The sequence below is a fragment of the Pseudoxanthomonas japonensis genome, assembly GCF_043632995.1.
Classification (GTDB): Bacteria; Pseudomonadota; Gammaproteobacteria; order Xanthomonadales; family Xanthomonadaceae; genus Pseudoxanthomonas_A; species Pseudoxanthomonas_A japonensis.
Map to the genome: position 1 here is coordinate 2,728,086 of NZ_CP171632.1, position 20,857 is coordinate 2,748,942.

The 20,857-nt window shown below is 66.5% G+C and carries 18 protein-coding genes; 7 read left to right on the plus strand and 11 right to left on the minus strand.

Features of this window, described 5'->3' with window-relative positions:
• Nucleotides 1-32 precede the first annotated feature (32 nt).
• The 3 genes from ACGHX3_RS12660 to ACGHX3_RS12670 all read left to right on the plus strand — a co-directional run bounded on the left by ACGHX3_RS12660 (nt 33) and on the right by ACGHX3_RS12670 (nt 2,474).
• Entirely contained in the window at nt 33-896 is an 864-nt protein-coding gene (locus ACGHX3_RS12660; RefSeq protein ID WP_394695172.1) for a pirin family protein, read from the plus strand.
• A 151-nt stretch (nt 897-1,047) separates the two neighbouring features.
• Nucleotides 1,048-1,770 carry an aquaporin Z gene (gene aqpZ, locus ACGHX3_RS12665; protein ID WP_162336326.1) on the plus strand — a complete coding sequence of 241 codons (723 nt, stop codon included), beginning with the start codon at nt 1,048-1,050 and terminating at the stop codon, nt 1,768-1,770.
• Between the two features lie 242 nt (nt 1,771-2,012).
• Entirely contained in the window at nt 2,013-2,474 is a 462-nt protein-coding gene (locus tag ACGHX3_RS12670) for a hypothetical protein (RefSeq protein WP_394695173.1), read from the plus strand.
• Nucleotides 2,475-2,516: 42 nt separating this feature from the next.
• Here the strand turns inward: ACGHX3_RS12670 and ACGHX3_RS12675 are convergent, their stop codons facing one another.
• The 10 genes from ACGHX3_RS12675 to ACGHX3_RS12720 form a co-directional block, all read right to left on the minus strand.
• On the minus strand, nt 2,517-3,377 hold the full coding sequence (locus ACGHX3_RS12675) for a pirin family protein (protein WP_394695174.1): 861 nt from the start codon (nt 3,375-3,377) through the stop codon (nt 2,517-2,519).
• Between the two features lie 183 nt (nt 3,378-3,560).
• Nucleotides 3,561-4,922, minus strand: a complete 1,362-nt coding sequence (locus ACGHX3_RS12680; RefSeq protein WP_394695175.1) for an NAD-dependent succinate-semialdehyde dehydrogenase — start codon at nt 4,920-4,922, stop codon at nt 3,561-3,563.
• A gap of 256 nt (nt 4,923-5,178) precedes the next feature.
• The gene (locus tag ACGHX3_RS12685) at nt 5,179-6,021 is read right to left on the minus strand and encodes an ABC transporter permease subunit (RefSeq protein WP_394695176.1); all 843 of its coding nucleotides are present in this window, start codon (nt 6,019-6,021) and stop codon (nt 5,179-5,181) included.
• A complete protein-coding gene (locus ACGHX3_RS12690) occupies nt 6,018-6,932 on the minus strand; it encodes an ABC transporter permease subunit (RefSeq protein WP_394695177.1) in 915 nt (304 codons plus the stop codon). Before ACGHX3_RS12690 ends, ACGHX3_RS12685 begins: the two co-directional genes overlap by 4 nt.
• Nucleotides 6,929-8,065: an ABC transporter ATP-binding protein gene (locus ACGHX3_RS12695; protein ID WP_394695178.1), complete on the minus strand. Its 1,137-nt coding sequence runs from the start codon at nt 8,063-8,065 to the stop codon at nt 6,929-6,931. Before ACGHX3_RS12695 ends, ACGHX3_RS12690 begins: the two co-directional genes overlap by 4 nt.
• 100 nt (nt 8,066-8,165) lie before the next feature.
• Nucleotides 8,166-9,287: a polyamine ABC transporter substrate-binding protein gene (locus tag ACGHX3_RS12700; protein ID WP_394695179.1), complete on the minus strand. Its 1,122-nt coding sequence runs from the start codon at nt 9,285-9,287 to the stop codon at nt 8,166-8,168.
• A 199-nt stretch (nt 9,288-9,486) separates the two neighbouring features.
• Complete coding sequence (locus ACGHX3_RS12705) at nt 9,487-10,602, minus strand: polyamine ABC transporter substrate-binding protein (RefSeq protein ID WP_394695180.1); 1,116 nt, start codon at nt 10,600-10,602, stop codon at nt 9,487-9,489.
• A gap of 90 nt (nt 10,603-10,692) precedes the next feature.
• Nucleotides 10,693-12,057 carry an aspartate aminotransferase family protein gene (locus tag ACGHX3_RS12710; RefSeq protein WP_394695181.1) on the minus strand — a complete coding sequence of 455 codons (1,365 nt, stop codon included), beginning with the start codon at nt 12,055-12,057 and terminating at the stop codon, nt 10,693-10,695.
• 150 nt (nt 12,058-12,207) lie between these two features.
• Nucleotides 12,208-13,605 carry a glutamine synthetase family protein gene (locus tag ACGHX3_RS12715; RefSeq protein WP_162336316.1) on the minus strand — a complete coding sequence of 466 codons (1,398 nt, stop codon included), beginning with the start codon at nt 13,603-13,605 and terminating at the stop codon, nt 12,208-12,210.
• 102 nt (nt 13,606-13,707) lie between these two features.
• Nucleotides 13,708-14,463: a gamma-glutamyl-gamma-aminobutyrate hydrolase family protein gene (locus ACGHX3_RS12720; RefSeq protein ID WP_394695182.1), complete on the minus strand. Its 756-nt coding sequence runs from the start codon at nt 14,461-14,463 to the stop codon at nt 13,708-13,710.
• A gap of 209 nt (nt 14,464-14,672) precedes the next feature.
• Between ACGHX3_RS12720 and ACGHX3_RS12725 the strand changes: the two genes are divergently transcribed.
• The 4 genes from ACGHX3_RS12725 to ACGHX3_RS12740 all read left to right on the plus strand — a co-directional run bounded on the left by ACGHX3_RS12725 (nt 14,673) and on the right by ACGHX3_RS12740 (nt 19,555).
• Nucleotides 14,673-16,052 carry a glutamine synthetase family protein gene (locus ACGHX3_RS12725; protein ID WP_394695183.1) on the plus strand — a complete coding sequence of 460 codons (1,380 nt, stop codon included), beginning with the start codon at nt 14,673-14,675 and terminating at the stop codon, nt 16,050-16,052.
• 133 nt (nt 16,053-16,185) lie between these two features.
• Nucleotides 16,186-17,478: an NAD(P)/FAD-dependent oxidoreductase gene (locus ACGHX3_RS12730; protein ID WP_394695184.1), complete on the plus strand. Its 1,293-nt coding sequence runs from the start codon at nt 16,186-16,188 to the stop codon at nt 17,476-17,478.
• A 98-nt stretch (nt 17,479-17,576) separates the two neighbouring features.
• The gene (locus ACGHX3_RS12735) at nt 17,577-18,881 is read left to right on the plus strand and encodes a diguanylate cyclase (protein WP_394695185.1); all 1,305 of its coding nucleotides are present in this window, start codon (nt 17,577-17,579) and stop codon (nt 18,879-18,881) included.
• Between the two features lie 212 nt (nt 18,882-19,093).
• On the plus strand, nt 19,094-19,555 hold the full coding sequence (locus ACGHX3_RS12740; RefSeq protein WP_162336311.1) for a bacteriohemerythrin: 462 nt from the start codon (nt 19,094-19,096) through the stop codon (nt 19,553-19,555).
• Here ACGHX3_RS12740 and ACGHX3_RS12745 read toward each other — a convergent pair.
• Complete coding sequence (locus tag ACGHX3_RS12745) at nt 19,552-20,838, minus strand: MFS transporter (protein ID WP_394695186.1); 1,287 nt, start codon at nt 20,836-20,838, stop codon at nt 19,552-19,554. The two genes, ACGHX3_RS12740 and ACGHX3_RS12745, sit on opposite strands and share 4 nt — an antisense overlap.
• Nucleotides 20,839-20,857 lie beyond the last annotated feature (19 nt).

Consider the following 20,857-nt stretch of genomic DNA (forward strand, 5'->3'; position numbering starts at 1 on the left):
GATCCTGCACGCCTCTCCCGGAGGACCTGCCCATGACCACGATCATCGCGCCCCGCGTGCACGACCTCGGCGGCGGCTTCAACGTACGTCGCGCCGTTCCCACGCTGCAGGCCCGCAGCGTCGGCCCGTTCGTGTTCGTCGACCACATGGGGCCGGCCGTGTTCGAGCCCGGCCTGGGCATCGACGTGCGCCCGCATCCGCACATCGGCCTGGCCACCGTGACCTTCCTGTGGGCCGGCGCGATCCACCACCGGGACACGCTGGGGTCCGAGCAGGTGATCTCGCCGGGCGACGTCAACTGGATGACCGCCGGCCGCGGCATCGCGCATTCCGAGCGCACGCCCGGCGATGTCCGTACCGGCCGCCACGACGTACACGGCATGCAGACATGGGTGGCGCTGCCGAAGTCGGCCGAAGAGGTCGCTCCCGAGTTCCATCACCACACCGCGGCGCTACTGCCGGTGATCGAACGCGCCGGTGCGCGACTGCGCGTGATCGCCGGACGCGCCTACGGCGAGGAGTCGCCGGTGAAGGTGTTCAGCGGCACGTTCAATGTCGCCGTCGACCTGCAGCCGGATGCCGAGTTCGAGATAGACAGTGGCCACGTCGAGCGCGCGCTCTACATCCTGGAGGGCGACGCGCAGGTGGACGGTGCCGACGTGCCGGAGAAGCACCTAGTGGTCTTCGACCGCGGAAGCCGCCCGGTCCTGCGTGCGAAGACGCCGGTGAAGGCGATGCTGCTCGGCGGCGAACCGCTGGATGCGCCGCGCCACCTGTGGTGGAACTTCGTCTCCAGTTCCAGGGAGCGGATCGAGCAGGCCAAGCAGGACTGGCAGGAAGGCCGCTTCGGCCACGTCCCCGGCGAGACCGAGTTCATTCCGCTGCCGGAGCGCTGAGTCCGCCGCCCGTCGGCGCGCAAATGTGAGACGCACTTCATTGGCGTTCGAATGCGCGCGGCGTAACGCAAAGCAAACATCTGCCGCGCGCCGCTTCGGCTATCGTGCGCGCACCGTCATGTGACGGGGCGCACACAAATTGGGGGCTGACATGGCGATGGCGAAGAGACTCGCGGCGGAATTCCTGGGGACGTTCTGGCTGGTCCTGGGCGGTTGCGGCAGCGCGGTGCTGGCCGCCAACTTCGGGGGCGACGGGAATCCGCTGGGTATCGGCCTGCTGGGCGTGGCGCTCGCGTTCGGCCTGACGGTGCTGACCGGCGCCTATGCGTTCGGCCACATCTCGGGCGGCCATTTCAATCCGGCGGTCAGCCTCGGCCTGTGGGCAGGCGGGCGATTCCCGGCGAAGGACCTGCTGCCGTACATCGTGGCGCAGGTGATCGGCGGCCTGGCGGCAGGCTTCATCCTGTGGCAGATCGCCAGCGGCCATCCCGGCTTCGCGGTCGATCCGAACGCGGCCGGCGCATTCGCCAGCAACGGCTACGGCGCGATGTCGCCGGGTGGCTTCTCGGTCGCGGCCGCCTTCCTCACCGAAGTGGTGCTCACGGCCTTCTTCCTGATCGTCATCATGGGCTCCACCCATGGCCGCGCGCCGGTGGGCTTCGCGCCCATCGCCATCGGCCTGGCGCTGACCCTGATCCACCTGATCAGCATCCCGGTCACCAATACCTCGGTGAACCCGGCCCGCTCCACGGCGGTGGCGATGTTCGCCGGTCCCGCGGCTGTCGGCCAGCTGTGGCTGTTCTGGCTGGCGCCCATCCTGGGTGGCCTGATCGGCGGCATGCTCTACGGCTGGCTGGGCCGCGACCGCGACTGACCCACGCGTCCGGCGCCCGGCCTGGCCGGGCGCCGACGGCGCGATCGATGTGACTGGGGTCGCCGTTCGCACGCGTGCCGCGTTGTTTTGCGACGCAGCATGGGCTAAGGTCGGGACGACTGCCGGGGGAAAACGGCAGTCGTCACCGTGGCATGCAAGGGGATGCTGGGCCAGTGCGGCCCGCTGCGGTGCGCGAATGACGCGGCACCGCCCACGCCCGGGCGTCCGATCCAGGGGATGACATGAAAACCGTGATTGCCGTTGGCCTCAGCCTCTTTTCCGTTGCCGCATGGGCGCAGACCGCGCCGGCGTGCCCGACGTTGCCGGCCAATGCCGGCCTCACCTGGGAACAGCGCGTCGATGCGAGCTTCATCACCTGCAAAGCGGCCACCGACGATGGCCGGCAGGTGCTCAACGTGATGCTGACCGCGCGCGACCCCAGGATCAGCCTGGAACGGCGCCTGCGTGAGGAGGAAAGCACGTTCTCCGGCGAAAAAATGTACTGGTACCGGCCCAACCTGGGTGGGCAGGAGACGCTGCCGGCGATGGCGTCACGGCGCATCGCCGTGGTCGAGTACGACGACGACCGCTACGCCCAGGTGTGGATCAATGCCGCGTCGCCCGAAGAACTCGGTTCGCTGATCTCGCTGGCACGCCAACTCGACGTGCACAGTGCCGGCGCGCAGCTGTCCGCCGGCAACTGACGACCGCGCACCGCGGCGGGAGGCTCTCCCGCCGCCTCTGCTTCAGAACCGGCCTTCCTGGAAATCGACGAAGGCCTGCATCAGTTCCTGCCGCGTGTTCATGACGAACGGGCCGTGGCGCATCACCGGCTCGCGCAGCGGACGCCCCGCCACCAGGATCAGCCGCGCAGGCTGGCTTCCCGCCCGCACCTGCAGCGTATCGCCGCCACCGAGCACGCCCATCTCGTGCGTGTCCAGCGGACGCGCCTCGTCACCCTCGCCCACCGTCACCGCGCCCTCGAACACGTAGGCGAACGCGTTGTGCCCCGCGGGCAGCACGTAGTCCCACGCATGTCCGGGCTGCAGCGCGATGTCGAGGTACACCGGATCGGTGGCCGGCTGCGAGATCGGACCCTGCGTGTCGCCGACGCGACCGGCAATGACCTTCACCTCCACACCCTTGGCCGGATGCGCGACCGGAATCTTCTCCGGGTCGAACTCCTGGTACTTCGGGTCGGTCATCTTGTCGCGCGCCGGCAGGTTCACCCACAGCTGGAAGCCGCGCATGCGGCCGGACTCCTGCTCCGGCATCTCCGAATGCACCAGCCCGCGGCCAGCGGTCATCCACTGCACCGCGCCCGGTGTCAGCAGGCCTTCGTTGCCATGGTTGTCGCGATGGCGCATGCGGCCGTCGAGCATGTAGGTGACGGTCTCGAAGCCCCGGTGCGGATGCTCGGGAAAGCCGGCGAGGTAGTCCTCGGCCTTGTCGGTACCGAACTCGTCGAGCAGCAGGAACGGATCCAGGTCCGGCAGGTCGGGGCCACCGATGACGCGCGTCAGCTTGACGCCGGCGCCGTCGGACGTGGGGCGGCCGCGGATCGTGCGGATCACGCGGGCGGGCGTGGTATCGGTCGGGGTGCTCATGGTGCCTCCAGTTCAACTGCCGACAAGATGGCACCGGCACGACCGCTTAGGAACGGCAATCACCGTAACCATCCGTTCCATCGAAGCGGGCAATCGTTGTAGGAGCGCCCTTGGGCGCGATGCTCTTGCTTCGGCAACGATCTAAGGCAGAAGCATCGCGCCCGAGGGCGCTCCTACAAACGATCAGGCGATATAGACCGACTTGATGTTCATGAATTCGTGGATGCCGTGTTCGGCCAGTTCGCGCCCGAAGCCGGAGCGCTTGGTGCCGCCGAACGGCAGGCGCACGTCGCTGCGCACGATCGCGTTGACGAACGCGGCGCCGACCTGCAACTCGCGCGCGATGCGGTTGCCGCGCTCGACATCCTTCGTCCACACGCTGCCGCCCAGACCGAACGTGGTGTCGTTGGCCACGCGCACGGCCTCGGCATCGTCCTTCACCCGCAGGATGCTGGCGACGGGGCCGAACAGCTCCTCGTCGTAGGCCGGCATACCCGGGGCCACGGCATCGAGGATCGACGCCGGATAGCCCGCGTGCGACGGATCGGGTTCGCCACCCAGCAACACCCTCGCGCCTTTCGCGACGCTGGCCTGCACCTGCCTGTGCAGTTCGTCGCGCAGGTCCTGCCGCGCCATCGGCGCCAGCGTGGTCGCATCGTCCTGCGGATCGCCGAGCTGCAGCTTCGCCGCGGCTTCGACGAAGCGCTTCACGAACTCGTCGGCGATGCCGTCCTGCACGATGAAGCGCTTGGCGGCGATGCAGGTCTGCCCGGCATTGCCGAAGCGCGAGGCCACTGCGCCGGCCACCGTCTTGTCCAGATCCGCGTCGTCGAGCACGATGAAGGCATCGCTGCCACCCAGTTCCATCACGCTCTTCTTCAGCTGGCCGCCGGCATTGGAGGCGACCGAACGCCCCGCCCGCTCGCTGCCGGTCAGCGTCACCGCGGCGACGCGCGCATCGCGGATCACCTCGGCGGCCTGGTCGTTGTCGATGTGCAGCACACCGAACACGCCTTCAGGCAGGCCCGCCGCCATCAGCACCTCGGCGATCACGTCCGCGCAGCGCGGCACGTTGCTCGCGTGCTTGAGCACGGCGACGTTGCCGGCCATGAAGGCTGGCGCGAGGAAGCGGAACACCTGCCAGATCGGGAAGTTCCACGGCATCACCGCCAGCACGCAGCCGATCGGCTCGTAGCGCACGTAGCTGCGCTGGCCATCGGTCGCGACCGGCTGGTCCTGCAGGTAGTCGGCCGCATGGTCGGCGTAGTAATCGCAGGCACCCGCGCACTTGTCCACTTCGGCCAGGGCTTCCTTGCGCAGCTTGCCCATCTCGGCGGTCATGATGCGCTGGATGTCATCGCGGCGACGGCGCAGTTCGGCGCCGACCGCGCGCATCACCTTGCCGCGTTCGGCGAGCGACAGCGCGGACCACGCGGGGAAGGCCTGCGAGGATGCCGCGAGTACGGCATCCACCTGTGCGGCGGTCATCAGTTCGTGGCGATATTCGACCTGTCCGGTCGCGGGATTGACGGTTTCGACGGTCATGGCGGCTTCTGGGTCGTGGTCTGCCGGAAGAGGAAAACGATTCTGGAGGCGGCGACGTTATGGCGCCGTGGCGGGACAGCTCCTCCGCCGCCAAAGGTTCCACCGTCATCCCAGAGAAAGCTGGGATCCATCCTGCTTCTGCCCCTGATTTACGGGACGTGCACACGACAATCAAAGTGGATCCCAGCTTTCGCTGGGATGACGGAACAAGGATCCCGGCGTTCGCCGGGATGACGGACACTGGCAACGACGCCGACTACCCGTTGTCCTGCAACGCCAGCTGCATGTCGCGCTGGCGTCGCTTCTCCTCGCGCGCCATGAACCACCAGCCGACGAAGGCCGCCACGCTGACCACCAGGATCATCAGGGTCGCGAGCGCGTTGATCTTCGGGCTCAGGCCCAGGCGCACCGACGAGAACACCTTCATCGGCAGCGTGGTCGAACTGGGACCGGCGACGAAGCTGGCGATCACCACGTCGTCGAGCGACAGCGTGAAGGCGAGCAGCCAGCCGGACACCAGCGCGGGCGCGATGATCGGCAGCGTGATCAGGAAGAACACCTTGATCCGGTTCGCCCCCAGGTCCATCGCGGCTTCCTCCAGCGATTTGTCCAGTTCGGACAGGCGCGAGGACACCACCACCGTAACGAAGGCCAGGGTGAAGGTCACGTGCGCGATCCAGATCGACAGGATGCCGCGCGGCTGCAGGCCGACCACCTGCCCCAGCGAGACGAACATCAGCAGGATCGACAGGCCGATGATCACCTCGGGCATCACCAGCGGCGCCGTGATCAGCGCGCCGAACAGCGTCTTGCCCGGAAACCGGCGCATGCGCGTCATCACCAGCGCGGCCATCGTGCCCAACACCACGGCGGCGCTCGCGGTCCAGAACGCCACCTTGATGCTGACCCAGGCGGCATCCAGCATCTGCTTGTCGCGGAACAGTTCGACGTACCACTTGAACGAGAAGCCGGACCACACCGTGGCCAGCCGGGACTCGTTGAAGGAATACACCATCAGGATGAAGACCGGGATGTAGAGGAAGGCGAATCCCAACCCCAGCACCGTCCAGTTGACGGCGCGTTGTCCGGCGCGGCTCATGTCAGCCTCCCTTCCATCTCGCGCTGCTGCACCCGGTTGAAGATCAGGATCGGGATCAGCAGCAGGATCAGCATGACGATGGCCACCGCCGATGCCGCCGGCCAGTCGCGGTTATTGAAGAACTCGCCCCACAGCACGCGGCCGATCATCAGCGTGTCCGGACCACCGAGCAGTTCGGGAATGACGAACTCGCCCACCGCCGGAATCATCACCAGCATGCAGCCGGCGATGATGCCGGCCTTGGACAGCGGCAGCGTGATGGTGAAGAACGCCTTCCACGGTTTGGCGCCGAGGTCGTAGGCCGCTTCCAGCAGGCGCTGGTCGTGCTTCACCAGGTTGGTGTACAGCGGCAACACCATGAACGGCAGGTAGCAATAGACGATGCCGATGTACGCCGCCAGCGGCGTGTACAGGATCTGCAACGGCTCGTCGATGAGGCCGATCTTCATCAGCAGGTTGTTGAGCAGGCCGTTGTTCTTGAGGATGCCGATCCAGGCATAGACGCGGATCAGGAACGAGGTCCACGACGGCAACACCACCAGCATCATCGCGATGTTTCGCGTGGAGGGCGGCAGCCGCGCGATCACGTAGGCGATCGGATAGGCGACCAGCAGGGCCAGGAAGGTCGAGATGGCCGCGATCTTGATCGAGCTGAGGTAGGCCGCCACGTACTGCGAATCGGTGAACAGCGCCGCGTAGTTGCCCAGGTTGAGCTTGAGCGTCAGCGCTTCGTCGATGTACTCGAGGATGGGCGTATACGGCGGCATCGCGATCGCCAGCTTGGCGAACGAGATCTTCAGCACGATCAGGAACGGGATGGCGAAGAACAGCAGCAGCCAGACATAGGGCACCGAGATCACGCCCCAGCGCGGCCCCGGCAGGCGCTTGCCCAGGGAACGGAGGATGTTCATGAGGTCAGCACCACGCCGTCGTTGTCGCCCCACCACACCCAGACCTCGTCGTTCCAGGTGAGCCCTTCGCTGGCCCAGCGCTGCACGTTGGCGAAGTTGGCCATGAACTTGTACCCGCTGGGCAGGCGCACGTGGTAGACCGAGTGGCTGCCGAAGTAGGCGATGTCCTCGATCACGCCCTTGGCCTTGTTGTGCGGCTGGGCCGGTTCGTTCTTGCCGATGCCCAGCTTCTCCGGACGCACCGCGAAGCCGACCTCCTGGCCTTCGAAGCCGGAGATGCCATGGCCGATGTAGATCGGGTCCGGCAGCTGCGGCGAGCGGATGGTGACGTAGTTCGCTTCATCTTCCTCCACCGCGCCCTCGATCAGATTGACCGACCCGATGAACTCGGCGGCGAAGCGGCTGGTCGGCTGCTCGTAGATCTCGTCCGGCGTGCCGACCTGGCGGATCCAGCCCTGGTCCATCAGCGCGATGCGGGTGGCCATGGTCATGGCCTCTTCCTGGTCGTGGGTGACCATCACGCAGGTCACGCCGGACTTCTCGATGATGCTGACCAGTTCCAGCTGCATCTGCGAGCGCAGCTTCTTGTCCAGCGCACCCATCGGCTCGTCGAGCAGCAGCAACTTCGGCCCCTTGGCCAGCGACCGCGCCAGCGCCACGCGCTGCTGCTGGCCGCCAGAGAGCTGGTGCGGCTTGCGCCTGGCCAGCTTGCCCAGCTGCACCAGCGCCAGCATTTCTTCCACCCGCTTCTTGATGGCGTCCTTGGACAGCCCGTCCTGCTTCAGGCCGAAGGCGATGTTCTGTTCCACCGTCATGTGCGGGAACAGCGCGTACGACTGGAACATCATGTTGAGCGGACGCTCGTACGGCGGCAGGTCGTTGAGCAGTTGCCCGTCCAGGTAGATCTTGCCCGACGAGGGCTTCTCGAACCCCGCCAGGCAGCGCAGCAGCGTGGACTTGCCGCTGCCCGAGCCGCCCAGCAGCGCGAAGATCTCGCCCTTGCGGATGGTCAGGTTGGTGTCGTCCACCGCGACGAACCCGTCGAACTCCTTGCGCACGTCGACGATGCGCAGGTACTCCTGCGCATTCGCCTTGCCGTTCTGTGCCGCGCCGTTGCCCTGTTCTGCCGCCATGGAAATCCCCTGGTCGCCGGGCTGCATGGGCGCCGGCGTGGATGTGGGTGGATGCGATCGCCGGTCCCAGGACGGACCCCGTCCGTCCCGGTCGCGGCGCTTACTTGCCGGTCTTCAGTTCGGTCCAGATGCGGGTGTACTGGCGGTCCACTTCCGGCGGAATGATGGCGAAGGTGAACAGCTTGGCTTCCACCTCGGGCGTCGGGTAGATGGTCGGATCGTCGGTGATCGACTTGTCCATCAGCGCCTTGGCCTTGGGAATGGCATTCGGATAGCTGATGAAGTTGGAGTTGTTGGCCATCACCTGCGGATCGAGCAGGTTGTTGATGAAGGCGTACGCCTCGTCCAGGTGCTTGGCGTCCTTCGGGATGGCCAGCATGTCGAACCACTGCGGTGCGCCCTCCTTCGGGATGGCATAGGCGATGTTGACGCCGTTCTTGGCGTCGGCGGCGCGGTCGCGCGCCTGGATGATGTCGCCGGACCAGCCGACCACCAGGCAGGTGTCGCCGTTGGCCATCGCGTCGATGTACTGCGAGGAATGGAAGTTGGTGATGTACGGGCGGATCGTCTTCAGCAGCGCGGCCGCCTTGTCGATCACCGCCGGATCGTGGCTGTTCGGATCCTCGCCCAGGTAGTTCAGCGCGATCGGGATGATCTCGGACGGCGTATCGAGAAACGTCACGCCGCAGTCCTTGAGCTTGCTGATGTTCTCCGGCTTGAACACGATGTCCAGGCTGTTGGCGATGTCGGTGTTGCCGAACGCGGCCTTGACCTTGTCGACGTTGTAGCCGATGCCGGTGGTGCCCCACATGTAGGGAATGGCGTACTGGTTGCCCGGGTCCTGGTTCTCCAGCCGCTTCATGACGGCGGGGTCCAGGTTGGCGTAGTTGGGGATCTTGCTCTTGTCCAGCGGCAGGAACACGCCGGCCTGGATCTGGCGGCCGAGGAAGTTCATCGTCGGCACCACCACGTCGTAGCCGCTGCTGCCGGCCAGCAGCTTTGTCTCCAGCACCTCGTTGCTGTCGAACACGTCGTAGGTCACCTTGATGCCGGTGGCCTTCTCGAAGTTCGGGATGGTGTCTTCGGCGATGTAGTCCGACCAGTTGTAGACGTTGACCTGCTTGGCGCCACCGGTGTCGGTGCCGCCTTCAGTGCCGGATTTCCCGCCGCAGGCGGCGAGGGTACAGAGGGCCAGGGTGGTTGCCAGTACGCGCAGTTTCATCAATCTCTCTCCGTTCGGCCCGCGAGGGCGCCTTGATGTGGTCCCGGACCGGCCTGGGCCGCCGCGGGCGTGCTGTCATTGCTGTGGCCGGTTCCGTGCCGTCGTGCTCCCCACCCCTCCCCGGTGGCGCCACCCGCTCCCTCGGGCGATGCCACGATGACGAAGGGCGCGTCCGTCACGGCACGCGCCCTTGTGTGTTTCAGCGCCCGGTCTTCAGCTCCGTCCAGATGCGGGTGTACTGGCGATCCACTTCCGGCGGCAGCACCGCGAAGGTGAACAGTTTCGCGTCCACGTCCGCCGGCGGATAGATCGTCGGATCATCCGCGATGGCCTTGTCGACCATCGGCTTCGACGACGGCACCGGGTTCGGATAGGTCACATAGTTGGTGTTGGCCGCCGCGACCTTCGGGTCCAGCAGGTAGTTGATGAAGGCGTAGGCGTTGTCGACGTGCTTGGCGTCCTTCGGGATGGCCAGCATGTCGAACCACTGCGGCGCGCCTTCCTTCGGAATGGAGTACGCCACGTTCACGCCATTGCCCGACTCGGCGGCGCGGTCGCGCGCCTGGATGATGTCGCCCGACCAGCCGACCACGAGGCACACGTCGCCGTTGGCCAGATCGTTGATGTACGAGGACGAGTGGAAGTTGCGGATGTACGGACGGATCGTCTTCAGCAGCGTCGCGGCCTTGTCGATGACGGCCGGGTCGAAACTGTGCGGATCCTCGCCCAGGTAGTTCAGCGCGATCGGGATCAGTTCCGACGGCGTGTCCAGCACGGTGATGCCGCAGTCCTTCAGCTTGGCCGCGTTCTCCGGCTTGAACACCACGTCCCAGCTGCCGGTCACGGTGGTGTCGCCGAAGATGGCCTTGATCTTGTCGACGTTGTAGCCGATGCCGCTGGTGCCCCACAGGTAGGGCACGGCGAACTGGTTGCCCGGATCCTGCAGCGCGATGCGCTCCAGCATCTTCGGGTCGACGTTCTTCAGGTTGGGGATCTTGGACTTGTCCAGCGGCAGGAACACGCCCGCCTGGATCTGCCGGCCGAGGAAGCTCAGCGAGGGCACCACCACGTCGTAGCCGCTGCTGCCGGCCAGCAGCTTGGTCTCGACCATCTCGTCGCTGTCGAACACGTCGTAGGTGACCTTGACGCCCGACTGCTGCTCGAAGTTCGGGATGGTGTCCTCGGCGATGTAGTCGGACCAGTTGTAGACGTTGAGCGTCTTCGACGATGCGCCGTCGGCGGCCTTGTCGTCATTGCCGCCACAGGCGGCCAGCACGGCGGCGGCCAGCATGACGGTGAGGGTCTTGAGCTTCATCGGGGTCTCCATGGAACAGGATCGGGGGATGGAACCATCATACGCCGGGGCTGCGACGCTGTGACGCAGCGCACGGACCATGCCGTGACCTCACATGCCCAGGTCCGTCGCGGTGTCGTTGAGCGCCCTCCACGTCTTGTCGAACAGTTCGTCGACCTGCTCACGGGTGATGATCAGCGGCGGCGAGAGCAGCATGGCGTCCCAGGTCGCGCGCAGGATCAACCCGTGCTTCAGCGCGTGATCGCGGCAGCGCGGGCCCACCGTGCCGCGCTCGGGGAAGAACGCGCGCTTGCCCTTGTCCGGCACCAGTTCCAGGGCACCGACCATGCCGGCGATGCGCGCCTGTCCGACCAGCCGGTGCTCGCCCAGTTCGGCCCAGCGCTGCGCCAGGTAGGGCGCGATGTCGTTCTTCGCCGTCTCGACGATCTTCTCGTCCTGCAGGATGCGGATGTTCTCCAGCGCCACCGCCGCGCAGACCGGATGGCCGGAATACGTGGCGCCGTGCGCCAGTTCGCCGCCCTGCTCCTTCAGCACCTTCGCCACGCGGTCGTTGAACATGGCCGCACCCAGCGGGATGTAGCCCGAGGTGATGCCCTTGGCGATCGGCATGATGTCCGGCTGGAAGCCGAAGTACTGCGAACCGAACCACTCGCCGGTACGACCGAAGCCGCAGATGACTTCGTCGGCCACCAGCAGCACGTCGTACTGCCGGCAGATGCGCTCGATCTCGGGCCAGTAGGTCTTCGGCGGGATGTAGACGCCGATCGCGCCCATGATGGGCTCGCCGATGAAGGCCGCCACGCGGTCCGGGCCGAGTTCGAGGATCTTCTGTTCCAGCCGGCGCGCCGCGACCAGGCCGTACTCGTCCTCGGACAGGTCGCCGCCATCGGCGAACCAGAACGGCGGATCGATGTGGTGGATGTCCGGAATCGGAAGACCGCCCTGCTTGTGCATGCCCTTCATGCCGCCGAGGCTGGCGCCGGCCATGGTGGTACCGTGGTAGCCGTCGTGGCGGCCGATGAAGATGTTCTTCTGCGGCTGATCCTGCACCGCCCAGAAGTGGCGGACCATGCGCAGGATGGTGTCGTTGGCTTCCGAGCCGGAATTGACGAAGAAGGAATGGTTGAGGTCGCCTGGCGCGAGCTCCGCCAGCTTCGCCGCGAGCGCGATGGTCGGCTCGGTCGTGCACTGGAAGAAGCTGTTGTAGTACGCCAGCTGCGTCATCTGCTTCGACGCCACCTCGCCCAGCTCCTTGCGCCCGTAGCCGATGTTGACGCACCACAGGCCGGCGAACGCATCGAGCAGCTGGTTGCCGTCGGCGTCCCAGACATAACACCCCTCTCCCCTGGTCAGGATGCGCGTGCCCCGCTTCGCCAGCGCTGCGTTGTCGTTGAACGGATGCAGGTGGTGCTCGGCGTCGAGCTTCTGCAGGGTGCGGGTGTCGAGTTGGGTCATGTGAGCTCCAATTATTGAGCCCCTCTCCCTTCGGGAGAGGGGTTGGGATGAGGGTCCGGCGGAATCATCGGTGGTGAACCATCCCGATTCCGCCGCACCCTCATCCGGCGCTTCGCGCCACCTTCTCCCGGCGGGAGAAGGAAACAACAGTCAAACGTTCAACAACAGGAATTCCCGCTCCCACGAACTGATCACGCGGAAGAAGGTCTCGTATTCCTTGCGCTTCACCGAGACGTACGCACGCACGAAGCGGGCGCCCATCAGTTCCTGCAGCGGCTTGCAGCCCTCCAGTTCGTCCAGCGCCTCGCCCAGCGAACGTGGCAGTTCGAAGCCGACGTCCTGCGCGCTGCTGGCCAGCGGTTCGGTCGGCTTGAGCTGCTCGCGGATGCCGAGCAGGCCGCAGGCCAGCGTGCCGGCCATGGCGAGATACGGGTTGGCGTCGGAACCGGCGAAGCGACTCTCCACGCGCATGTTCTCCGGCGTGTCCATCGGCACGCGCAGGCCGCAGGTGCGGTTGTCGTAGCCCCACTGCACGTTGATCGGCGCCACCTGGCCAAGCGCCAGCCGGCGGTAGGAATTGACGTTGGGGCCGAAGAACGCCATCGCCATCGGCACGTACTTCTGCAGGCCCGCCAGGTAGTGCCCGAACAGCTTGCTGCCCTTGCCTTCCGACTTTCCGGTGAACACGTTGCGGCCGGTCCTGATGTCCAGCAGGCTCTGGTGGATATGCATGGCGCTGCCGGGCTCGTTCTCCATCGGCTTGGCCAGGAAGGTGGCGTACACGCCGTGGCGCAGCGCCGCCTCGCGCATGGTGCGCTTGAACAGGAATACCTGGTCGGCGCGCGACAGCGCATCGTCATGGGTGAAGTTGACTTCGAGCTGCGCGGCACCGGATTCGTGGATCAGCGTGTCCACGTCCAGCTCCATCGCCTCGCAGTAGTCGTACATCAGGTCGAGGATCGGGTCGAACTCGTTCACCGCGTCGATCGAGTACGACTGACGCGCCGTTTCGGGTCGCCCGGACCGGCCGGCCGGCGGCAGCAGCGGAAAGTCGGGGTCGGTGTTCTTCTGCACCAAGAAGAATTCCAGCTCCGGCGCCACGACCGGGCGCAGGCCTTCCTTCTCGTAGGCGGCCAGCACGCGGCGCAACACGTTGCGCGGCGCCAGTTCGTGCGGCTTGCCTTCCTTCGTATAGCAGTCGTGGATGACCTGTGCGGTGGGATCGGCGGCCCACGGCACCATCCGCACCGTGTCCGGGTCGGGACGCAGGAACATGTCCGAGTCCGACGGCGAGGTCAGTTCGTAGTAATCGTCCGGATAGTCGCCGGTGACGGTCGTGGCGAAGATGCCTTCCGGCAGGCGCGTGCCGTAGTCGTGACTGAACTTGTCGGCCGGGATGATCTTGCCGCGCGCATTGCCGGTGATGTCCGGCACCAGGCACTCGACCTCGGTGATGCTGCGTTCCTTCAACCAGCGCCGCAGCGAGCTTTCGGACAGTTCGGCGGTGTCGGCCTGCTTCTTTTTTCGTTGCGCTTGTTTCTGGCTCATGGGAATGACGGTCCTGGGAGGAAAAGGCCGGCGTGGAATACCGGTCGCCTGCAGTACGGGCGCGTCAGCGCCCGCCCTCCCATGGCGGCGGGTGCCGCCGCTTCACGCTTTCCTCCCTGCCGCGCGGGCGCGGCACGCGTCGCCGAACGCGCGGAAGATGGCCAGGTAGAACGGATTTTCCGTGACCTTCCATTCCGGATGCCATTGCACGGCCAGCATGAATGCCGATCCGTCGTGGCGGAACGCCTCGATCAGCCCGTCCGGCGCCTGTGCTTCCACCACCAATCCTTCGCCCAGACGGCGCACGCCCTGGCCATGCAGCGAATTGACGGTGACCTGCGTATCGCCGACCAGCGTGGCAAGCAGCCCGCCGGGCACCAGTGCGACGTCGTGCGCCGGCCCGTACTGCACGTCGAGCGGATCGTCCTTGTTCTCGCGGTGATCCATGAAGCCGGGCTGCTCGTGCACCTTCTGGTACAGGCTGCCGCCGAAGGCCACGTTCACTTCCTGGAAGCCCCGGCAGATCGCCAGCACCGGCACGCCCATCTCGATCGCGAGCGGAATCAGCGGCAGGTTGGTCGCATCGCGGCGCGGGTCCAGCAGGTTGCCCTCATAGCTGGATTCGTCGCTGTAGTGATGCGGCTCGATGTTGCTCACCGCGCCGGTCAGCAACAAGCCGTCGAGGCCATCGAGCAGTTGGCGCAGCGGTAGGACGGGATCCAGCGTGGGCACCAGCAGTGGCAGGCAACCGGCCCCGTCGACCACGGCGCGGACGTACTTCTCGCCGACGGCAAGAAAGGGATGCGCACCGATTTGCTTGTGGTCGGTCGGCAGACCGACCCGCGGCAGCGGGGTCATGCAGGAAGCCCGAAGTGGCTTGTCTGCAAGTTAACCCGGCCGTTTTATTTTTACAACACGACGCCGCCGAATGACGTTTTCGGCGCTGATATGGTGCGCTGCGGCACCAATTTCGGGCATTTCTACCGGTTACTGAAATTCTTCCGTTGAGTATTCTTGACGCATCGACCGCTCTGCTAAGCTGCCCCGCAGCCTCCTGGATGACCACCATGCGCCCCGATTCCGCTGCGCCTTCCCTGCCCGATGACGACGCCGCCACGCTGGCCGCGCTTCCCGATTGCGAGCAGGTCGACCTGCTGCTGCCGGACATGAACGGGCTGCTGCGCGGCAAGCGCATCACCCGCGACGCACTGGAGAAGGTCTACCGCGACGGCGTGTGCCTGCCGATGTCGCTGATCGCCACCGACATCACCGGCAACACGGTGGAGGAAACCGGGTTGGGCTACGACATCGGCGACGAGGACCGCATCTGCCGTCCCGTAGCCGGCTCGCTGCGGCCGGTGCCGTGGTCGCCCCGCCCCGCGGCGCAGTTGCTGCTGAGCATGGAAGACGCACAGGGCGGCATGTTCGAAGCGAACCCGCGCGAAGTGCTCAAGCGCGTACTGGCGCGCTACGCCGCCCGCGGCCTGAAGCCGGTGGTCGCGGTGGAACTGGAGTTCTACCTGTTCGACCAGCGGATGGACGATGCGGGGCGCCCGCGCACCTCGATCAACCCGGCGACGGGCCAGCGCAACACCAGCACGCAGGTCTACTACATGGAAGACCTCAACGATTACCGCGGCTTCACCGACGCGGTCGCTGCGGCGTGCCGTGCGCAACGCATCCCGGCCGACACCGCGGTGGCGGAGTACGCGCCGGGCCAGTTCGAGATCAACCTCAAGCACCGCGACGACGCGCTACTCGCCTGCGACGACGCCATCTACCTGAAGCGCGCGATCAAGGCGGTCGCGCAGCAGCAGGGCCTGATGGCCAGTTTCATGGCCAAGCCCTTCGCGGAACAGGCGGGCAGCGGCATGCATATCCACGCCAGCGTGCTGGATGCCGACGGCCGCAACATCTTCGCCTCGCCGCCCTCAGCACCGGCCGACGCGCTGAAGCATGCCATCGGTGGCCTGCAGCGCAGCGACCAGGATGCGCTGCTGCTGTTCGCGCCGCACGCCAACAGCTACCGGCGCTTCGTACTGAATGCGTTCGTCCCGCTCAACGACGTATGGGGCTACAACAACCGCACCGTCGCCATGCGCATCCCGCACAGCGACGAAGCCAATACGCGCATCGAGCACCGCATCGCCGGCGCCGACGCCAATATCTACCTGGTCACCGCTGCGGTGCTCGCCGGCATGCTGCACGGCATCGAACAGGGCTTCGACCCCGGCCCGCCGATCACCGGCAACGCCTACGACCAGACCGAGATCCGCACGCCGTTCTGGCGCGAGGCGATCGGGTCGTTCATGGGCAGCGAGTTCATCCGCGAACAGTTCGGCACCTCGTTCCAGCACATCTACGGCCAGCAGAAGCTCAAGGAGATGCATAGCTTCTATACCGAGGTGACGGATCTGGAGTACGCGTGGTATCTGCGGTCGGTGTGAGGGGGATGGCATGCACACCTTCCATCGTCATTCCGGCGCATGCCGGAATCCATGTTGCTTTTGCGCCCCAACAGCGACAAATCAACAGCAAGATGGATTCCTGCTTTCGCAGGAATGACGGGATCGATCGGTCATGAGCCCGACTCAGGATAGGCTGACTTATCCCGACAGCTGGTACGCCGCCAGCGCCACGCCGCTGCCCGCACAACCCGTGCTGCAGGGCCGGATCGACGCCGATGTCTGCGTCCTCGGCGCCGGCTATACCGGCCTGTCTGCAGCGCTGGAACTGGCCGAAGCCGGCTACAAGGTCATCGTGCTGGAGGCCGAGCGCATCGGCTGGGGCGCGTCGGGCCGCAACGGCGGCCAGGCCATCGCCGGCTTCGGCTGTGGCGAGGCCAAGCTGGAAGCGCTGGTCGGCTTCGACGACGCGAAGAAGATGTTCGACATGTCGGTGGACGGCCTGCGCTGGCTGCGCGGTCGCATCGACCGGCACGGCATCGACTGCGACTGGCGCGATGGCCACGCCACCGTGCCGATCAAGCCGCGCCAGCAGCGCGACGTGGAAGAGGCCGTCGAGGACTTCAACACCCGCTACGGCCATCCGGTTCAGTGGTGGGACCGCGAGCGCCTGCGCAGCGAACTCGCCAGCGACCGTTACCTGGGCGCGATGTACGATCCGGTCAGCGGCCACCTGCACCCGCTCGCCTATGCGCTGGGGCTGGGGCGCGCGGCGCTGGCGGCCGGCGTGCGCATCTTCGAGGGCTCCCGCGTGACGGAGCTCGTGCGGGGAACGCGCCCGGTATTGAAGACCGCACACGGCGAAGTCGTCTGCGACACCGCGATACTGGCCGGCAATGCCTTGCTGCGCGGCATCGCGCCCGAACTCGAGTCCCGGATGATGCCGGTGGGCACCTACATCGCCGCCACGCCGCCGCTGGGCGAGGCGCGCGCGCGCGACCTGATCCGCAACGACATGGCGGTCGCCGACACCAACTGGGCGCTGGACTACTTCCGCCTGGGCCGCGACCACCGCCTGCTGTTCGGCGGGCGCGCCAGCTATTCGACGATGACCCCGCCCAACCTGCGCGGCGTGATGACGCGGCGCATGCACCGCGTCTTCCCGCAGCTGCGCGACGTCGGCATCGAGTACCTGTGGGGTGGCATGATCGACATCTCGCTCAACCGCGCCCCGCACTGGGGGCGGTTGTCGCCGAACCTGTATTTCGCGCAGGGCTTCTCCGGCCATGGCCTGATCGCGGCGGGACTGGCGGGCACGGTGATGGCCGAGGCCATCCGCGGCCAGTCGGAGCGGCTGGACCTGTTCGAGAAGATCCGCCACCACCCGTTCCCCGGCGGCCGCGCCCTGCGCACGCCGCTGCTGGTTGCGGCCATGGCCTGGTACAAGCTGCGCGACGCGCTCTGGTAGGGCGTCCACCGCGGCGCCCTGTTCCGTGACGCCGCTCTCAAGTTCCGCCCGCAGGCGCCGATAGACGTGACAGGAAACCTTCCTCGGCCTCCCCGAGCATGTCCAGTCCGCAACGCGTCGCACCCACCATCGCCAACGCCGCCCCTCTCCCCCAGCGCATCCTGGTGGTGGAGAACTCGCGCACGCACGCGCGGCTGATCGGCGAGGCCATCGAGCAGAAGCTCAACCTGCCCGTGGTCTACGCGGCCACGCTGGGCGAGGCACGCACGGCGCTGGAGAAGCATCCGGACTGGTTCATGGTCGTCACCAGCCTGGTGCTGGCCGATGGCAGCCACGACGAGGTGGTCGAGTTCTTCCTGTCGCGCCAGTTGCCGACGGTCGTGGTCAGCGGCGTCTACGACGACGCGATGCGCGAACAGGTCCTGCGCCGGCAGGTCGTGGACTACGTGCTCAAGAATACGCCCGGCAGCATCGACTACCTGGTCTGGCTGGTGCAGCGCCTGGAGCGCAACCGGCGCATCGCCGCGCTGATCGTCGACGACTCCCGTTCCGCCCGCCAGCATGCGGCGGCGCTGCTGTCGATGTACGGCTTCCGCGTGGTGGAAGCGGCCGACGGTGAAGCCGGCCTGGCGATGCTGGACGCGAATCCCGACATCCGCCTGGCCATCGTCGACCAGGAAATGCCCGGCATGAAGGGCCACGAATTCACCCGCCGCCTGCGTGCGCGGCATGCGCGCGACCACCTGGCGATCATCGGCATTTCCGGCACCAGCGACGGCAGCCTGGTACCGCGTTTCCTGAAGAGCGGCGCCAACGACTTCCTGCATAAACCCTTTTCGCGCGAGGAATTCTTCTGCCGCGTGTCGCAGAACATCGACCAGCTGGAACTGATCGGTACGCTGCAGGACCTCGCCACCCGCGACTTCCTGACCGGCCTGCCGAACCGCCGCCACTTCCTCGCCGAATGCCACGCGCTGCTGCCGAACACGCTGGGGCGCCAGCAGGCCGTCACGGCGGCGATCATCGACATCGACCACTTCAAGCACATCAACGACAGCTACGGCCACGAGGCCGGCGACGTCGCGCTGAAGGCGGCTGCCCAGGCCATCGCGCGCCACGCCGGCACGCAGGACCTGATCGCCCGCTTCGGCGGCGAGGAGTTCTGCGCGCTGGTGCCGTACCTGGGCGAACACGAGTCGGTGGAGTACTTCGAGTCGCTGCGCGCGGCCATCGAGGCCCTGGAAGTCGACGTCGGCAGCCACAAGCTGCGCATGACCGTCAGCATCGGCGTGTTCCGTACCCGCTTCCCCGGCCAGACGCTCAACCACCTGATCAGCGAAGCCGACCGGCGCCTGTACCTGGCCAAGGCGGGTGGACGGAACCGGGTGGTATCGAGCGGCTAAGCCGCCACTGCGATCCCTGTGGGAGCGACGTAAGTCGCGAGCTTTGCAGTCTTTGAGACAAAAGCTCGCGACTTACGTCGCTCCCACACCTGCGATTCCGGTCCCTGCGACTGTCGGCCGCATGCGACATTGATCGGAATCAATGCCGCGACGGGAGCGCGCACCTAGATTCCCCCTGCATTCCGGCATCCGCCGGCAGGGGGAATCCGCACATGACACTGCTGATCTGGCAGGACGACATGGACACGGGCATCGACATCATCGATGGCCAGCATCGCCGCATCGTGGAGATGATCAATCACCTCCACGTGACCCAGAAGTCGATGGAACGCTTCGCCGTCGGCGAGGTGATCGACGAACTGGTCGACTACACGCTGTCGCACTTCGCCTTCGAGGAAGAGCTGATGGAGGAAGCCGGCTACCCGTTCAGCGCCGCGCACAAGCGTGTGCACGAGGTGTTCACCAAGCGCGTGTCCGAGTACCGCCTGCGCTTCGAGGCCGGCGAGGACATCGTGGACGAGCTGCGCAGCATGCTGTCGCGCTGGCTGTTCAACCACATCCGCAACGACGACAAGGCCTATGCGGACTCGGTGAAGCGCCACCTCAACCAGTTCGTCCGCGACCACCAGCAGGGCGGCTGGCTCAGCCGCACCGTGAAGCGCCTGTTCGGTTAACGGGACGTACTGCGTCGCGGCATGACCAGCAACGCCACCAGCGTCATCGCGGCCATCGCCGCCAGATACCAGCCCACCGACGCCAGCCCGTAGCGCTCACCGAGTCGCGTGGCGATGTACGGTGCCGGCGAGGCGCCCAGGATGCCCGCCAGGTTGAACGCCAGCGATGCGCCCGTGTAGCGCACGGCCGTGGGAAACATCTCCGCCAGGATCGTGCCGCACGGCCCGTAGGTCAGGCCCATCGCGCCCAGGCCCAATGCCAGGAACGCCAGCACGCCCAGATCGCTGCCCGATTCCAGCAGCGGCGCGAACACGAAACCGAAGCCGATGATCAGCAGGGTCGCAACGATCATCGCGTTGCGCCGGCCGAACCGGTCCGCGTACAGCGCCGATACCGGGATGGTCAGCGCGAAGAACAGCACGCCGACCATCTGCAGTATCAGGAAATGCTCGCGCGTGTAGCCCAGCTTCGACGTCCCCCAGCTCAGCGCGAACACCGTCATCAGGTAGAACAGCACGAAGGTGGCGACCAGCGCGAACGTGCCGGTCACCAGGGCGAACGGATGCTCGCGCACGGCGGTCAGCATCGGCACCTTGACGCGCTCTTCCTGGTCCAGCGTCTTCTGGAAATCCGGCGTCTCGGCGATGCTCAGCCGCACCCACAGGCCGACGAACACCAGCACTGCGCTGGCGACGAACGGGATGCGCCAGCCCCAGGCGAGGAACTGCGCGTCGCTCATCACCTCGGTCAGCAGCAGGAAGATGCCGGTCGAGCAGAGGAAGCCGAGCGGTGCGCCCAGCTGCGGAAACATGCCGTACCACGCGCGCTTTCCTGGCGGCGCGTTCTCGGTCGCCAGCAGCACCGCCCCGCCCCATTCGCCGCCCAGGCCGATGCCCTGCCCCAGCCGGCACAGCGCCAGCAGCAGCGGCGCCACGATGCCGACCTGCGCATAGGTCGGCAGCAGGCCGATCAGCACGGTGGAAATGCCCATCGTCAGCAACGCCGCCACCAACGTCGCCTTGCGGCCGATGCGGTCGCCGAAGTGGCCGAACAGCGCCGAACCCACCGGTCGTGCGATGAAGGCCAGCGCGAAGGTGGCGAACGACTGCAGCGTCGCGGTGGTCGGGTCGCCCTGCGGGAAGAACAGGTGCGGGAACACCAGCACCGCCGCCGTTGCGTAGATGTAGAAATCGAAGAACTCGATGGTGGTGCCGATCAGACTGGCGAACAGCACGCGCCCCGGCGAGTTGGTGGGCGTGGAGGCAGCGGCGGTGGCATTCATGGACGGGCCGGTCGGTGGG

What these genes read in the sequence shown, in the direction of transcription:
- ACGHX3_RS12660 (WP_394695172.1), top strand. Translation starts at nt 33, where the DNA reads ATGACCACGATCATCGCGCCCCGCGTGCACGACCTCGGCGGCGGCTTC.
- aqpZ (WP_162336326.1), top strand. Translation starts at nt 1,048, where the DNA reads ATGGCGATGGCGAAGAGACTCGCGGCGGAATTCCTGGGGACGTTCTGG.
- ACGHX3_RS12670 (WP_394695173.1), top strand. Translation starts at nt 2,013, where the DNA reads ATGAAAACCGTGATTGCCGTTGGCCTCAGCCTCTTTTCCGTTGCCGCA.
- ACGHX3_RS12675 (WP_394695174.1), bottom strand. Translation starts at nt 3,377, where the DNA reads ATGAGCACCCCGACCGATACCACGCCCGCCCGCGTGATCCGCACGATC.
- ACGHX3_RS12680 (WP_394695175.1), bottom strand. Translation starts at nt 4,922, where the DNA reads ATGACCGTCGAAACCGTCAATCCCGCGACCGGACAGGTCGAATATCGC.
- ACGHX3_RS12685 (WP_394695176.1), bottom strand. Translation starts at nt 6,021, where the DNA reads ATGAGCCGCGCCGGACAACGCGCCGTCAACTGGACGGTGCTGGGGTTG.
- ACGHX3_RS12690 (WP_394695177.1), bottom strand. Translation starts at nt 6,932, where the DNA reads ATGAACATCCTCCGTTCCCTGGGCAAGCGCCTGCCGGGGCCGCGCTGG.
- ACGHX3_RS12695 (WP_394695178.1), bottom strand. Translation starts at nt 8,065, where the DNA reads ATGGCGGCAGAACAGGGCAACGGCGCGGCACAGAACGGCAAGGCGAAT.
- ACGHX3_RS12700 (WP_394695179.1), bottom strand. Translation starts at nt 9,287, where the DNA reads ATGAAACTGCGCGTACTGGCAACCACCCTGGCCCTCTGTACCCTCGCC.
- ACGHX3_RS12705 (WP_394695180.1), bottom strand. Translation starts at nt 10,602, where the DNA reads ATGAAGCTCAAGACCCTCACCGTCATGCTGGCCGCCGCCGTGCTGGCC.
- ACGHX3_RS12710 (WP_394695181.1), bottom strand. Translation starts at nt 12,057, where the DNA reads ATGACCCAACTCGACACCCGCACCCTGCAGAAGCTCGACGCCGAGCAC.
- ACGHX3_RS12715 (WP_162336316.1), bottom strand. Translation starts at nt 13,605, where the DNA reads ATGAGCCAGAAACAAGCGCAACGAAAAAAGAAGCAGGCCGACACCGCC.
- ACGHX3_RS12720 (WP_394695182.1), bottom strand. Translation starts at nt 14,463, where the DNA reads ATGACCCCGCTGCCGCGGGTCGGTCTGCCGACCGACCACAAGCAAATC.
- ACGHX3_RS12725 (WP_394695183.1), top strand. Translation starts at nt 14,673, where the DNA reads ATGCGCCCCGATTCCGCTGCGCCTTCCCTGCCCGATGACGACGCCGCC.
- ACGHX3_RS12730 (WP_394695184.1), top strand. Translation starts at nt 16,186, where the DNA reads ATGAGCCCGACTCAGGATAGGCTGACTTATCCCGACAGCTGGTACGCC.
- ACGHX3_RS12735 (WP_394695185.1), top strand. Translation starts at nt 17,577, where the DNA reads ATGTCCAGTCCGCAACGCGTCGCACCCACCATCGCCAACGCCGCCCCT.
- ACGHX3_RS12740 (WP_162336311.1), top strand. Translation starts at nt 19,094, where the DNA reads ATGACACTGCTGATCTGGCAGGACGACATGGACACGGGCATCGACATC.
- ACGHX3_RS12745 (WP_394695186.1), bottom strand. Translation starts at nt 20,838, where the DNA reads ATGAATGCCACCGCCGCTGCCTCCACGCCCACCAACTCGCCGGGGCGC.